7 protein-coding genes are annotated in these 15,170 nt (G+C 70.4%); 1 reads left to right on the top strand and 6 read right to left on the bottom strand.

Annotated elements, in window-relative coordinates; all coding sequences use genetic code 11:
- Positions 1-289: 289 nt before the first annotated feature.
- Positions 290-2,230: a serine/threonine-protein kinase gene (locus tag GO308_RS04265; protein WP_240884028.1), complete on the bottom strand. Its 1,941-nt coding sequence runs from the start codon at positions 2,228-2,230 to the stop codon at positions 290-292.
- Complete coding sequence (locus GO308_RS04260) at positions 2,227-2,991, bottom strand: protein phosphatase 2C domain-containing protein (RefSeq protein WP_066481715.1); 765 nt, start codon at positions 2,989-2,991, stop codon at positions 2,227-2,229. The genes GO308_RS04265 and GO308_RS04260 overlap by 4 nt, the downstream gene beginning before the upstream one ends.
- A 130-nt stretch (positions 2,992-3,121) precedes the next feature.
- On the opposite strand from GO308_RS04260, the gene GO308_RS04255 reads away from it, so the two are divergent.
- A complete protein-coding gene (locus GO308_RS04255; RefSeq protein WP_240884026.1) occupies positions 3,122-4,471 on the top strand; it encodes a M23 family metallopeptidase in 1,350 nt (449 codons plus the stop codon).
- Between the two features lie 12 nt (positions 4,472-4,483).
- On the opposite strand, the gene GO308_RS04250 is transcribed toward GO308_RS04255, so the two are convergent.
- Genes GO308_RS04250 through GO308_RS04235 form a run of 4 tightly spaced genes read right to left on the bottom strand, consistent with a single transcriptional unit; the run spans position 4,484 to position 15,099 of the window.
- Positions 4,484-5,344, bottom strand: coding sequence for a CPBP family intramembrane glutamic endopeptidase (locus GO308_RS04250; RefSeq protein WP_240884024.1), 861 nt, complete (start codon positions 5,342-5,344; stop codon positions 4,484-4,486).
- A complete protein-coding gene (locus tag GO308_RS04245; RefSeq protein WP_240884023.1) occupies positions 5,344-8,514 on the bottom strand; it encodes a CHAT domain-containing protein in 3,171 nt (1,056 codons plus the stop codon). Before GO308_RS04245 ends, GO308_RS04250 begins: the two co-directional genes overlap by 1 nt.
- Positions 8,511-13,388, bottom strand: coding sequence for a filamentous hemagglutinin N-terminal domain-containing protein (locus GO308_RS04240; RefSeq protein ID WP_240884021.1), 4,878 nt, complete (start codon positions 13,386-13,388; stop codon positions 8,511-8,513). Before GO308_RS04240 ends, GO308_RS04245 begins: the two co-directional genes overlap by 4 nt.
- On the bottom strand, positions 13,378-15,099 hold the full coding sequence (locus GO308_RS04235; RefSeq protein WP_240884019.1) for a ShlB/FhaC/HecB family hemolysin secretion/activation protein: 1,722 nt from the start codon (positions 15,097-15,099) through the stop codon (positions 13,378-13,380). The genes GO308_RS04240 and GO308_RS04235 overlap by 11 nt, the downstream gene beginning before the upstream one ends.
- Positions 15,100-15,170: the final 71 nt, after the last annotated feature.

Raw genomic sequence — 15,170 nt, 5'->3', positions numbered from 1 at the left:
AAGGAACGAAAAGGGCACAAAGCTCCGCTCTTAATCAGCGGGTCCTAGGTTCGAGCCCTAGTGCGTCCACCACCTTTTAAGCATCGGTATGTCGACGGTTCTTCCGGCCGCGGAGGCCCACATATTTGTGTCCGGGTGAGAATTGTTCCGGGCCATGCGCGGCAAACCAGCCGCTCGATGCCGCGCCGAAGAGTGGGCCGGCAGCGCGTCGTTTCGGGGCGCAAAGCCCGTAATCGGGCTTGGCGGACGGACCCGAGCCGGGCGTCTCCGGCTGCCCGAAGATCGCGCGTTATTCGCGCACTTCGTCGGCCATCTTGAACCACACCATTTCGGCCTGCCAGCCATTTGCGGCGGCCGCCTTCGCGAACTGCGCCTGCCATTGCGGGCCGTGATTGCCATCCATCAACCCTTCGGAAAACCCGCCCTTGCCGGTCAGCAACAGAATGCCCGACCAGCCGCTATGATCGGCATCGATCTGCAAGCGGTAACGATCGCCACCCAGGTCGGCGATCGGCGTTCCGGTCTTTTCCAGACCCGTAAAGGTCGCGCGATTGGGGATGATCGTCGAAATCGCGCCGCTTGGCTCGATGCCGTAGAGCGCGAAGTCGAGGCCCGGGTTGGCGAGATCGAGACTGACGACCGCGCGCCCGCCAACTTTACCGGCATAGGCGCTGTCCGGGGGCAGCACGCTCATCTCGAACTTGCGCTGCGGGACCGACAGCCGCGCGCCGTCGGTCGAACGGATCGCGCGGAACGCATCGATGGCGGTGCATTCGGAGCCGCTGATCGGCGCGACCTCCGAAAAATCGGTGGCCGCCACGCGCCCGCCGCTCGCCTCGACCGCGCGGAACACCCGGGACTCGGCCTCGGCCGGCAGCCCGGCGACGCCGGCCAGCGCCAGCGACACGCCGCCCGTGCCCGCCGTCACCCGGGTCACGTCGAGCCAGGTGCAGCCGATCGACGGCAGCGCCGCCGCCACCGCGCGCCGGGCGGCCTCTTCAGGTGCCGCCGCAACCGGGGTGCCGGAGGCATCCGGTGCCTTCACCGGCGGATCAACGGGCCCGCCGCCGCTCAGCGCCAGCCACGCTGCCAGCGCGACGACGCCCACCCCCGCTGCCGCCGCGCCGATGATCAGCGGACGCCGCGACGCGGTGCCGGAGCCCGCAGGCCCCGGCGGGGCTGATCGTGCGGGCTTGGGCGTCGCCGCCGGCTTGGGCTTGCGACCGGCGGGCGGCGTCGCAACGGGCTGGCCGAGCGCGGCAATGACGGCGTCCATCGAGCGCAGGCGATCCGCCGGGTCGGCGACCAGCATCTGGTCGAGCACCGGGCGGATCGTATCGGGCGCCCCGCTCGTGTCGACGCCCTTGCGCCGGCGATCGATCGCCTCGACGAAATTGCTTCCCATGTCGACGTTGCGACCGAGCGCCACCGCGAGGATCACGAGACCCAGGCTGTAGACATCGCTCCACGGCCCGACCTGGCGGTCGAAATCGCCAAGCTGTTCGGGCGCCACATAGCCGAGCTTGCCGGCAAAGCCGTCGCCGATGATCGTCTTCGATCCCGGGTCGAGATCCTTGGCGATGCCGAAGTCGATGATCCGCGCACGGTCGAGCCGGCCATCCTCAAGCAGCACATTGTCGGGCGAGATGTCACGGTGAATCGCCCCCAGCGCATGCGCCGCCTCTAGCCCCGAGGCGAGCCGGCGGGTCAGGTCGATCAGCCCCTCGGGCGTCGGCGACAATTTGCCCAGCACATCGGACAGGTTGCTGCCGTCGATGAATTCGGTGACGATGTAGAAGACGTTGAGCTGCGGTTCCTGGGCAAGCACGCGGTACTGGACCAGGGCGGGGTGCGACAGCCGGGTCAGCGTGCGCGCTTCCTTGCGGAACATCGCCTGGACATTGGGGTCGTTGGCGAGCGCGGGCAGGATCACCTTGATCGCAACCCGCTCGTCGCTGTTTACGTTCACGCCCTCGAACACCTCGCCCATGCCGCCGCGTGCGATGAAGCGGCGCACCTCGAAGATATGGTTGAGCACGTCGCCGATCTGGATGCCGACGCCGTCGGCGCGCGCCGCCATGGTCGGTGGCGCGGGTGACGCGGCCGCCTGCGGCGCGATCACGGTCCGGTCGGGGGCCGGGGCGGGCGGCTCGGATGTTGCGCCCGTCGAAGGCCGGATGATCGTCCGGTCGCTTTCGGGCGATTCCCGATCGTCGTTCGGCGTGGTCATGGCACGGCCCGCGACAATTCGGAGCCGAAGCGGATCAGCGTCGATTCGCTCGCGGTGACCAGCACGAGCGTGACATTGTCGGGTGCACCCAGCGCGTGACAGCGATCGACCAGCGCCCGCGTCGCATCGCGGGCCTCGTGGCGGGCGAGGATGGCGTCGATTTCCGCATCCGCGACGACGCCGTGCAGGCCGTCGCTGCACAACAGGAACTGGTCGTCGGGCAGCAGCGTGTCGGTGATCGCATCGATGGTCAGCGGTTCGCCGATGCCGACCGCGCGGGTGATCACGTTGCGCAGCGGATGCGTGGCCGCCGCCGCCGCGTCGAGCACCCCGCGATCGATCAGTTCCTGCACCTGGCTATGGTCGCGGGTCAGCTGATGCAGCTGACCATCGCGGCGGAGATAGGCGCGGCTGTCGCCGACCCAGAGCACGGTGAAGCGTCGTTCGCGAATGATCAGCGCGACGACCGTCGTGCCCATCTGGGCGCCGCGCGCGGCCGATTCGATCACGATCGCCCGGTTCGCCTGCTGAACCGCCTCTGCGGTCGCCGATACCATCGCGTCCGCATCCTCATGCCGGGGCAGCGCGTCGAGCGCGTCGATCAACGTCGCCGCCGCCCAGTCGCCGCGGGCCATCCCACCCATCCCGTCGGCGACCGCCCACAGGCCGATCGTATCCGACGCGCAGTAGCGATCCTCATTGACCTCGCGGACCAGCCCCGTGTCGGTCAGTGCCTGCCATTCGGTCTTGAGCGGTATCATCCGCACGTCCCCTGCCGCGCCCCGCCCTGCTTTAGCCCGCCTTTGCCGCTCGCCGCAATCGCAAGGCACATTGCGCAACGCCGGGCGCAGCGACATAGATGCGACGGCGGGCGGCGACCGGGGGGACGAGATGGCCGATGCGATCAGCGATTCCTATGATCCGCGGACATGGATCAGCGACTGGTGCGCCTATACCGGCGTCGCCGGTAGCCCGGACAGGAAGGCACCGGCCGACCGGCGCGCGGGCGATTGGCACCAGCGCATCGCCGGCCTGCCCGCCGGCATCGCCGCCGCCGCGCTGATCCTGACCGCCGGCGCGATCACGGCCTGGCAATCGCGGCCCGGCGATGGTGACGCCAGCTTGGCATCGCCATCGCAAGCGCGGGGGCCGGCACAGACGCGGCGCACGCTGGTGCTGTCGGGCGCGGGCGACCTCATGGCTGCGCTGCGTGCCTCGGGCATCGCGCCCGCCAGCGCCGCGGCAGCCGCCCTCGCCGCCCGCCCCGGCCTGAAGCCCGATGGCGAGATCCGCGCCGTGATCACGCTGACCGAAACCCCCGACGGCTTTCGCCTCGACCGGCTGGAAGCGTCGAACGACGACAGCTCGGGCGTCGTGGTGACGCCTGGCGATGCGGGACGATTCATCGCCTCCCGCGTCGCGGCGCAGTTCAGCAGCCGGATCGTCGCGCGACGCGGCACGATGGATGCCGACAGCTTCTATTCCTCTGCGGTCGCCGCCGGAGTGATCGACAGCGTCATTCCCGAATTCGCCCGCGCGCTCGCCTTTGATTTCGACTTTCAGCGCGAGGTGCGTGCCGGCGACGCCTTCGAGGCCGCCTTCGCGCAGCAGGTGAACGCAGCCGGCGAAGCGGTCGGGCCGCCGACGCTCCTCTACGCGTCGATCACGACCGAGACCAAGTCGAGCGCGGTCTATCGCTTCGCGCCCGACGGTGGCGCCGCCGAATGGTTCGACGGCAGCGGGCGCAGCATCGTGCGCGCACTGATGCGCACGCCCGTCGACGGCGCGCGGGTATCGTCCAATTTCGGGTTTCGCACGCACCCCATCCTGGGTTTCCGCAAGCTTCACCGCGGCACCGATTTCGCCGCGCCGACGGGCACGCCGATCTTCGCTTCGGGCGACGGCGTGATCGAATTCGCCGCGCCGAAGGGACCGAACGGCAATTTCGTGCGCATCCGCCACACGAACGGCTGGGAAACGCTGTACCTGCACATGAACCGCTTTGCGCCGGGCATCAGCGCGGGGGTGCATGTGTCGCAAGGCCAGCAGATCGGCGAAGTCGGCACGACCGGCCGTTCGACCGGACCGCATCTGCATTACGAAGTGCATATCGACGGCGAACCGGTCGATCCGCTGAGCATCGAGACCGAGGCCGGGCGGACGCTGGAGGGCCAGGCGCTGATCGCATTCGCGCGCGAACGCGACCGCATCGACGTCAGCCGGGCCGCCCAGTCCAACTGAGCGGCGTCATAGTCAGTGTGCCGTCACCGCATCGGTGGCGCGCCGGCCGGGCCGCCGCCAGCCCAGCGTCGCCACGAGCAGCGCCACGAGCACAAACGTCATGCCGATACTGGCGTTCAGGCCCTCGTCTGACCCGCCCCAGCGCGCCACCCCGATCAGGTCGAGGTCGACCAGCGCGCCGAAGCTGCCGACGCCGGGATTGGGGCTCAACCCGGCGATGATCGCCTCGCCCCAGTTCCAGCCGAAATGGGCAAGCGCGGGCAGGATGATGCCGCCCGATCGATCCGCGAGCACGCCGAACCACAATCCGCCGATCAGCAGGTTGACGATTCCCGTCGCACTCACCCCGCCGCCGGCAAGATGGAGCAGCGCAAAGGCGATACTCGTCGCGACAAGCCCCGCCGCGTCGCCCCAGCCGCGCTGGAGCACGGGCTGCAGCCAGCCGCGGAAATAAAACTCCTCCGCACTCGCCTGGATCAGGATCACGCCCGTGCCCGCCAGCAACGCAGCCCCACCCGCATCGCTGCCGCCAGCCATGACCGCGCCCGCCAGCCATGACAGGCCGATGGCCAGCATGACCCCACCAACGCCCAAGATTACGCCGCTTGCCGCCATCCGCCCCGGCTGGGTGCCGATCAATTGGCGTCCAGGATCGGGCCTGAGCGCCATCGCACCCCAGGCGATGGCCGCCAACACGCCGAACAGCAGCAGCGTGAACACGCCCTCCTGAACCGCCGGGCTGATCCCTTCCAGCCCCGCGGCAAGCCCGGCATAGGCCGCCTGGGCGCCGATCACGACACCGGCCGCAGCCACAATCGCGACGACCAGCGTGACCGCCGCCTCGATCCCCGGCGACGCGCTATCCGCCGGCATCAGCGCCGCGCGGCCGTCGTGACCGGAGCGGCCGCCGGGGTCAGCATCGTCTTGCTGCCGTCGCCGACGAGGAAATAGGCGCCCCAGAAATAGGGATGCGACGTTGCCGCATCCGCGATCAGCCGGCGCTGCGCCGCCTGCAACGCCGCACCGATCGTCGCCGTCCGGCCGGTGCCATAGAAGGTCGCGATGAACCGATCGGTATCCGTCGACGCCGGGACCTGCCAATAGGTTGCGAGCACCGCGCGCGCATTGGCCGTGATGAAGGCGCGCACCAGCCCGTCCAGCGTCGCACCCGATTCGTCCTGCCCGGCCAGCCGCCCGCCAATCCCCGAAACCCCGCTCGCGGTTTCGCACGCGGACAGCACGACCAGGTTCGCGTCAAGCCGCAGCAACGCGACTTCGGGCAGGCTCAGCAGCCCGTCGGAGGGAAAGCCGCCGTCGGGCTGCGGGGGGGCCAGCGTCGTGACCAGCGACGGCGGGACGCGGGTGCAGTCCCCAACCTTGGTTTCGGGAAGCCCGTGCGTTGCGAAATGCAACACCTGATAGGACTGAAAATCGCCTCGCTCGCCCTGTTCGACGAGCGCGCGATCGGTGAAGGCGGCGCGCGTGATTTCCGGGGCGCCCGCCACCCCGAGCGCGGCGGCGGCGATGCCGATCTCGTCCGCGCTGACCGGACGGTTTCCGTTCATCAGTTCGGCCAGCTCGCCATAGGCAATGTCGCAGCCGCTGCCGAAGGGCACGCGAGTCTGTGCGACGGCCGCCAGCAGCGACGCGGGCGCATTCTCGCCAAAGCCGATAAAGGGGTTTCGCGCGGCCGACGGTGCAAGGCGCCGCGTGATCAGGAACGATCGCGGCGACAGCGCGCTCGACAGCTCCGCCTGCGCACCCAGAAACGCGACGTCGCTATAGTCGTTGGCGTCGGTCGCGCGGCGTTCGGCATAACGCTGCACGCTGTCCAGCCGCGTCACCAGCACCCCCACCGGCAGGTTGGCGAGCGGACCCGACGGATCGACGACGATCGCGCTGGCGTTCACCAGCGCGGCTTCGGCCGGCCCTGCGATCAGCTTGAACAGTGCATAGGAGGCCCCGACATCGAAGAACGGAAGCGTGCGCGACCCGTCGCGGATCGACGTCCGCACGCGCTGGGCGATCGCATCGACGGTCGCCGCGGGGGCCGGCAGGGCGTGCAGGAACGCGTCGTCCTGTCCGATGATCAGCGCATAGGCGCGGCTGCGCAGCCGGGTCACCTTCAGATAATATTCGCCCGGACGAAGCTCCGCGCGCAGCTCGGCGAGCGTGACCGGCTGGTCGTCGACCGCCTGGAAGCGCGAGTCCGCCGCCAGCGCGATATTGGCGGCTAGCAACGCGGCCTCCGCGCGCTGGCGTTCGGCCTCCAGCGCGGCGCGGCGTGCGGTATCGGCGGGGTCGACCGCCGAAATCTCGTAGCGCAGACGAATGATGTCGCGTTCCGCGGCGGAACGGTCGCGCGCCCGGGCCCCGATCGGTCCGTCGGCGGTCACGATCGCCTGGAGCTGCGCGACCTGGCGCGCGATCGCGGGCTCGCCGACCGATTGGACGGCAGCGAAAAACCGTTGCGCCAATGCCGGCGACGGTTCCTTCATGTTCAGCCGCACGAGCAGGTCGAGATAGGTTTCCATACCCGGCCGCGCCACGCCGCCCCCGCCCGTGCGCCCCAGCGCATCGACCGCGGTATCGAATTCGGCGAGCAGCGCCGCATCGCTCACCCCGGGAAGACGGGTCATCAGCGCCGCGCGCTCCAGCAACGTGTCCGCGACCAGCGATCCGCCGGCCGCGAGGTCGAAGGTCTCGTCCGCCACCGGGTCACCCGCGTCGAGCAGACAGGTCCGGCCGGCCGGCCGCTCGCCACCGCGCAGGATCGCGAGCGCGCAGTCGAAATGGCCGATCGCGCCCGCCAGGTCGTTCTCGCGCGCGGCGACCCGGCCATATTGCCGCTCGAGCCGCGACTTGAGCGCCGCCACCCCTTCGGGGCTCACATTGCGCTGGAGTTCGGTGACATAAGGCACGCTGTCGTCGAGCGCGGCGCGGGCACGCATCGTGTCGCCGGTCGCCAGATAGGCGACGCTTTGCGCCCAGTTGCGCTGGGCCTCGACGAGCAGCCGCGACAATTGCGCCGCATCGGTCGACGTTACCGACGCCGCGGCACCCGCGACGGGTCGGTTCAGGTTGCTCAGCACCGCCGGGTCCTTGAGCGGCGCGTCGCTGTCGTCGCGGCTCGCCAGCGTCTCGATCGCTTGTGACCATGCGCGGCGGTTGATGTCGTCGAGCCCACGATAGGTCGCGTATTTCGAGTTCAGGAACGCGAGGCGATCGAAATCCTCTGCACCCGACAGTAACTGGCTGGCACGCGAAAAATGGTCTGTCGCGGCATCGAACTGACTGATGTTGGAATCCGCCAATCCGGCCTCGAGCAGCATTTCCGCGCGGGTCAGCGGCGGCGTGGTCGCCGGCAGCCGGCTGAGCGCGTCGTTGAGCAGGCGCGAGGCCTCGATGAACAGCCCGCGATGGTTGAGGCGAATGCCGGCCTGCAGCACGCCGCCGGTATCGAGCGATGCGGCGGCCAGCGCCCGTTGTTGCTCGATCGCGGGCAGCGGCGGCAGATCGTCGATCGCGATCGTCGCGGGGGCGGGCGCGTCGGCCGGCGTTTGCGGGATCGCGCGGTCGATTACGGCCCGGAGCGTCGCCTCCATCGGGCCGAGCGTGGTGGGCAGGGCCTCACCAACGAAAAAGCGCCCCCGGCTCGCGAAGGCCACGCGGATCATCTCGCCGCCGGTCGCGGGGTCGAGACACCGGCGCGCCTCGACCTCGCCGACATGCCGCAGGCCCGACGCCGGGCGGCGCATTGCCGCGCCGCACTGCGCCAGCTCCGCCGCCTCGGGCGGGTCGAGATGGATGCGGATGCTGGCCTGGCGGCGGCTCGCGGCGACGCCGCGACAGGTGATCCCGTAAGTCGTGTCGAACAGCGTCCGCGCGGCGGGATCATTCCAGCTGCGCGTCGCCGTGCACGGCTCACCGTTCGAATCGCGCCCCGCCGGAAAGCTGTCGGGCAGCCCGGCCTGCGCGGATGCGGGCGTGGGCATCATCAGGGCGGACGGCGCGATGGCAAGGATCGCGAGACGGCGGATCATGGCTGGGGCTCCGCGGGACAGGCCTGGCTTCCGGGCGGACATTCGGGCGGTGGCGCGGGCTCCGCGGTTGCCCCGCCGGGCGCGATGTCGAGCCCGACGATGTCGGCGAAAAGCGATTCGTTGTTCGATCCGACCAGCGGGTCGAACAGCAGGGTCAGCGCCGCGCTGCTCCCGAAAATTTCGGTATTGTTCTCGACGCGCAGCAGCTGCGGCTGCGCCAGCGAGGCAGACAGGCACCCGCCCCCGGCCGAGCCGATCAGACAGCCATTGGCGCGCGCGCCGCCGCGATCGACCAGCGAATCGAGGCTGATGCTTTCCGCCCCCAGCAGCGAGGTCGCCCGTCCGGAAACGCCGTTGATTGCGCCGAAAAAGGCGAAGCTGTTGGGCGTCACGCCCGCGGTCGCGCCGATCTGGAGCGTGGTGACACCGCTCAATCCGGTCAGGTCGATGCCCGATGTCAGCCCCGGCAGCCCCGTATTCTGGAACAGCGCGAAGTCGGCATAGCGGACCGCCAGCGTCCCGGCGCGGACCAGCACGGTGTCGACATAAGGCGCTTCGCCGGCCAGCGTCGCGATGTAGAGCGACGAGTTGGATCGCGCGACGAGCTGGTCATTGACCTCCTGCGTCGTCGGCGTGGCGGTGCTCCCGGGTGCCAGGCCCAGCAGCATCTGGAAATCGCGGTCATAGCCGACGCCGATGCGGCCGCCGGCCAGCAGCACGCGCCCGCCCTCCGCCACGATCCGTCCGCCCCCGCTGGGGCGCGGCGCGACGCGGATCACCGACGCGATGCCGGTATCGGTGCCGTCGCCACCCAGCTGCAACGTCCGCGCCGATGCGCCGCCGGTCACCTCGAGCCGCCCGAGCACGTCGATCCGCCCGCGGTTCCACAACGACACCGCTGCACTGCCCGCCGTCGCGCCAAAAGTCGCGTCGCCGACGATCAGGTCACGCCCGCCCGCGTCCACGCGGAGCGTCGCGGCATCGATCCGTGCGATCTCCTCGTTGGTCAGCGCATAGAGCGGCGCGGCGGCCGCGTTGAACTCCGCGGCATTGCCCTCCGGCACGCCGCCGATGCGGACGCGGTTCGCCGTGCCGCGATTGATCAGCCGCACCTCGCTGGCGGTGATCGCCTGGCCGATCGCGATGTCGCTCGAACCGATCGAAACCAGCCGCCCGGGTGCGCGGATCGCGTCGAAGCGCAGTTCGCCCGCGGTTTCGATCGTCACGTCGCCCGCCGCCGTCACGCTGCCCACGCGCAGTTGCGGCGACGACAGCGAAACGCCGCCAGCGCTGCTGGTCAGCGTGCCGATGGTCAGCGCGGCCGGCTGCTGCGTGCGGCCGACGGCAAAGCCATCGACGAGGCTGAGCGTGTCGATAGTCACCGTCCCGGTCGTGTCCAGCCCGGCCGCGCCGCCACTGGCGTTGAGCGAGGTCAGGCTGCGCGCCGCGACCGTGCCCAGCGTCAGCGGCGCACCCGGGCCAAGCGCGAGCCGGATGTTCGACTGGCGGGCCGGTCCACCCAGCAGGGTCGTGCCGCCCAGCGCGATCGCCGCCGCCGATCGCAGCGTCATGTCGCCCCCGCCCGCGCCGTCGCTGTCCGCGATCAGCCGAGCACCCGCATCCGCGCTGATCCCGCCCGACAACGCGGTGATGTCGATCGCCCCGGCCGCCGACTTCGTGCCGCCGCCCAGGGCAACGGTCGCGCCGCTCAGCGTCAGGCTGCCGCCCAGGGTCACGTCGCCGGTAACCGAAAGCGCCTGAGTGGTGGTCAGCGCGACATCGCGACCCGCGTCGAACCCGGCCAAGGTCAGCGCACCGCCCGCCGTCACGCGAAGGCTGCCGGTCGCGGCGTTGGCCCGAAGCGTTGCGCCGCGCCCGGCCGCAGCACCGGTGACGGCGCCGCCTGCCGTGACCTCGACATTCCCGCCGACGCTTCGCAGCGTGTCGATCCGGGCGTCGGTGGTCGAAGTGACGATCGCATCGGCCGTCGAGCCCGGCGCCGCCGCCGCCTGCAGCGCGCCGGCAATCGTCAGGCTTCCGGTCGTTCCCGCCTTGGCAAGGCGCAGCTGGTTGCCGACCCGCCCGCCCGCGAGCAGCAAGGCACCGTTGGACGCCGCGATATCGGCATCGTTCGCAATATCCAGGGTACCGCCATTGACCGAAGCCCCGCGCAGGAACAGGTCGCGCGCGGCGATACCGCCGATCCCGATCGCGTCGGCAGCATTGATCGTCAGTCCGGCCGGGCCGGTGATCGTCACATTGCCCAGCCTGACCGCGCCGGCGGTCGAGGTCAGCGTCAGGCCGTCAGTTAGGACCACCGGGCCACCGAAGACGATATCGCCGCCATTGACCAGCGTGCCGTCCCCGATCCGGCGCACCGACACGGCACCCAGCGCCAGCGCCGCACCCGCGTCGCCGCGCTGCAGGAGAAGGTCGCCGGCGCGCCCGCCGCTCTCGATCGCGGTGGTGGCGGCGAAATCGATGCGCGTCGCAGCGTTCAGGCGAACCGGCTCGCCAACGACCCCGTCCGCATTCGAACGCAGGGTCAGGCTGCCGACGCCGCGGATCGCGCCAGCCGTCGTGTCGACGCGGACCTGCCCGCCGGCCTGCTGAATCGCCACGCCCTCATTGCCCAGCGTCACGTCGCTCCCGCGCAGCGTCAGGTCGCCGCCCGCCGTCGCATTTCCGCGCAGAGTCACGCCGGCCGCCGCTTCGAGGGCCAGGTTGCCCCCCGCCACGGCCGACCCGATCGCCAAGCCGCCACCGAGCGCGGTCGCGCGCACGGTGCCGTTGGTCGACTCGAGCACGTCTGCGACGACGGCGTCGCCGGTGATCGTCACCGCACTTGCCCCCGCAAGTTCGTCTGCATCGATCCGCCCGCCGGCCGCGATGTCCAGCGTCGTCCCGCTGCGGACGCCGCCGCCGTCGATCGCGCCCGCGGCCACCAGCCGCGCATCGGCGTCGACGATGATCGTATTGCCGATGATCAGGTCCGCCGCCGAGTCGAGCGACAGGCGCGCGAACTGGCCGGATCCGATCGCCAGTGCGCCGTCGGTCGTGACCAGCGACCCGCTGCCCGCCGTCGCCGATGCCCGATCGAGCGTCAGGCTGGCCGAATTGGTCGACAGTCCCGCCGCACCCGACAATTCGGTCGCGTCGATCGTGGTCGCGAATGCGCTCAGCGATCCGGTGCCGACGACCGACCCGCCGACGATCGCGTCGCCCGCGATCAGCGTGGTCGTCCCGTTCGAGGTCAGCGTGCCGGTAATGCGAAGGTCGTTCGCGGCGCTCAGCACGGCATCGGTCACCGTCCCGCCGGCGATGACCAGGTCGCCGACCTGCGCGGTGAGCAACGCGTCGCTGCCACCGATCGTACCGAGATCGAGCGTGCGCGCCACCGCCTCGATCGTTCCCGCGGACTGCAGGCGCGTCGTCCGCACGTCGCCACCCGGTGCCGTGATGATCACGGTCGTCGTCCCGTCGACCGCCCCGAGCGTCGCGGAACCCGCCAGGTCCAGATCGACGGCGCCGCGACCGGTGATGTCGGTCCCCGGACCACCGCCCGCCCCCGCAATGCTGCCCGCGACGATCGCAACGTCGTTGCCGGCCACTGTCGCGATCTCCAGCGCGCCGGGCACGACGATCGACACGTCACCGCCCGCGGCGATCGAGCCCAATTGCGTCGTACCCCGCGACGGCCGCACGGTCACATTCCCACCCGCGTCGATCGCCACCGCGTTGCCGGGTGCGCCGATTGCGCCATTGGTCAGCAGGGTGACGTCGCCCGCCGCCCCCGACGCGTTCAGGCTGCCGCCCAGGGTCACGTCGACCACGCCGCCCGTCGCCGGACCCGCGGCAAAGGCAACGCGGCCGCCGGGCACGCTGGTCGGCCCCGCCGCCAGGATCACGCCGCGATCGCTGGCGGTCGCGGTCGTCGCGGTCACCAGCGACTGGATGTCGAGGATCGATTCGGTCACCGTCGCCTGCGTCGCGGCGGCGAAAAGCACGTTGCGGCCCGCGATCGTGCCGCGCGCGACCATGGGCGCGTTCAGCGCCGTGCCGCGCTGGATCGTCAGCGACAGCGGGCTGCCGGGCTGGAACACCAGATTGACGTCGCTCGCGCTGACGATCGCAACATCGCCGCTGGCCGACAGCGTCCCGCGCGTATCGATCGCCGCCGCGATCAGCGCGACCGCCCCCGTGGTCAGCGTCGACGCGGCCGTGATGCGTGCCCCGGCATCGACCTGAATCGAGCCGCTTCCACCAGTGAAGTCGAACCCGTCGGTGCCGAAGAATTCCGTATCGCTGAGCGCCAGGGTGCTCGCCACGAGCGCACCAACCGAAACGTTCGCGTTCGGACCGAACAGGATGCCGGTCGGGTTGATCAGGAAGACCGAGACGTTCGGATCGGAATTGAGCGCGCCCAGGATCTGGCTGATCGCGGGCGCGCTGCCCGGCGCGGCCGCGGCTGCGGCTGGCGCGGCAAAGGTGGAAAAGGATTCGCTGAAGTTGGGAGACGGTGTCGGCGTGGGGGCGGGTGTCGCCACCACCCGGTTGAGCACCGCGATCGGATTGGTGCCGGCGATGCCGTCGGCGCGCCCGTCGCGGAAGGTGGCGGTGCTCCCCTCGGGCACGCTGAAGCCCGCCCATTCGATGACCGTGTTGCGCGCGCGCAGGTCGACCTGCAGCGTCGCCGGCGTCGGGTTCGCAATGATGGCGATGTCGCCGCCGCTCGCGGTGTTCCGGATCGCGTCGCCGGGCGTGGGCAGCGCCTGCGCGAATGCCGGTACGCTCGCCGACAGCAGCCACCCGGCCAGTGCCGTCGTGCGCAGCCATGCCGCGCGATCGGTACGCATCGCGAACTCAACGGACATAGGGACTGAACCTTGCGGTGAGAGAGACGAGCAAGCGCGCCGGCGGCGGTTCGGGATCAAACGAAAGCGCCCGGTCGCGCGGCACGGCGTACAATATGTCGAGCGACAGCAGCCCGGGCAGCTGGACGTTCACGCCGCCCCCGAACGAGGTGAGCGTCCGTTCCGCCTCCGTCGTGCCGCTGTCGAGGTTCCACAGCCACACGGCGTCGGCAAAGGCGAGCAGGCGGATCGCGACCGGGAGGTCGAGCGGCAGGCGCGCCTGGATTTCACCGCGCACCGCGGCGGCGCGGTCGCCCGCATTCGATCCGGGATCGTAACCGCGCCCGATCGCCAGATTGCCGATCGTGAACTCTTCCAGATTGAGAAGCGGGTGGTTCGCCCACTGCCCGCGCGCGCTGCCCAGCACCGAGAAGATCGGGCCGGCCGCGATCTCCGCATTCGCCGCGCCGCGCACCACGGTCGCCTGCGGGTCGCCCTCGAACCGCGACAGGCTCGCGCCGTCGGCCCGGATTTCCCCGGGACGCGACGCGCCGAGAATCGCGACGCCCTTGCGCACCTCGACGCTGGTCGCGAGGTTGAACAGCGTGCCGCCGAGGGGGTCGGGCACGCGGTAGCTGCTGTCCAGGCGTGCGTAGATGATGCGCAGCTTGTCGGTATTGAGTGGCGACACGGTCGGTCCGCCGAACACGCGCGTGCGCTGGTCGAGCCATTCCGCCCCCAGCCCGATCGCCGCGTTCGCGCGCACCGAACGCAGCAGCGGCCGGGTCACGTCGACGCCGACGATCAGCGATTCGGATCGCAGGTCGAGCGTATCGAGGTCGGGGCGCGACCAGGCATAGGTTCCCCGCAGCCCGATGGTCGTCCCTGCCCCATCGATTCCAGTCGTGTAGCCGAGCTGGACCAGCTGCTGCGAATCGAAATCGAGCGAGCTCGACGCGACCGCGTAGAGCACGTCGCTGCCGGTGAGCACGCCGTAAAGCTCGCCGCGCAGGTACCCGGTTTCCCGCCCCAGCTGGCGCGCGCCGTAATTCTGGACGTTGCCATAGACAGCAAAGGCGCTGCTCTGGATCAGCAGATCGCCGATCACCTCGCCCGGCCCGGTGCCCGCCGGCCGCAGCGAGAGCTGGATGTCGAGCCCCGGCGCGTCGCCGGTCAGTAGCAGCAGCCGCTCGATATCGGCTTCACGCAGCGGATCGAGCGCCCGGATTCGGGCGATCTGGCGCTCCAGCAACGCCCGGTGCGGACCCGGTTCGCCGCGCACCCGAACTTCGCTGATCCGGGCGAGCACGACCGCCAGCTGCAGCTCGCCAGTCGCCACCTCCTGCGGCGGGATCTGGACCGACGCGATATAGCCGCCGCGCCGCAGCTGGGCATTGGCACGATCGCGGATGATACAGACATTGCTGATCGGCTGGTTGCCAGTGGCGGGCAGATCGACCTGATCGAGCAGCTGCTGGATTTCGGCCGGTATCGCGGGTCGACCGACGGGCATGAAGCGCACGCGGTTGATATCGACGCGCAGCGGCGAATCGAGCAACGGACAGGCCGGGCTGTCGATGCTCTCGCGCGCATCCACCCGCGCACGCGACGGCGCACGTTCGGGCACCGGCACCTGGAGCTGGTCGCGCGTCGGCACCGACGATTGCGGAACGGGAACCGTCGTCTGGGCCAGCGCCGGGGACGCAAGCCACAAGCTGAACAGCGCCGCCATTCGACACGCGTTCATCATTCCCCCTGTTCAGCGTGGGTGACACCCGATTTCGACCATGGCGCGCGAGCCCC

This window comes from Sphingomonas sp. SFZ2018-12 (assembly GCF_022496715.1).
Classification (GTDB): domain Bacteria; phylum Pseudomonadota; class Alphaproteobacteria; order Sphingomonadales; family Sphingomonadaceae; genus Sphingomonas.
Note: the sequence above shows the minus strand (reverse complement) of the source record. Positions and strands in the feature narration are given on the sequence as shown.

Bases quoted from the DNA above. Each gene is read 5' to 3' on its own strand.
- GO308_RS04260 (WP_066481715.1), bottom strand. From the start codon at position 2,991: ATGATACCGCTCAAGACCGAATGGCAGGCACTGACCGACACGGGGCTG.
- GO308_RS04255 (WP_240884026.1), top strand. From the start codon at position 3,122: ATGGCCGATGCGATCAGCGATTCCTATGATCCGCGGACATGGATCAGC.
- GO308_RS04265 (WP_240884028.1), bottom strand. From the start codon at position 2,230: ATGACCACGCCGAACGACGATCGGGAATCGCCCGAAAGCGACCGGACG.
- GO308_RS04235 (WP_240884019.1), bottom strand. From the start codon at position 15,099: ATGGCGGCGCTGTTCAGCTTGTGGCTTGCGTCCCCGGCGCTGGCCCAG.
- GO308_RS04240 (WP_240884021.1), bottom strand. From the start codon at position 13,388: ATGTCCGTTGAGTTCGCGATGCGTACCGATCGCGCGGCATGGCTGCGC.
- GO308_RS04250 (WP_240884024.1), bottom strand. From the start codon at position 5,344: ATGCCGGCGGATAGCGCGTCGCCGGGGATCGAGGCGGCGGTCACGCTG.
- GO308_RS04245 (WP_240884023.1), bottom strand. From the start codon at position 8,514: ATGATCCGCCGTCTCGCGATCCTTGCCATCGCGCCGTCCGCCCTGATG.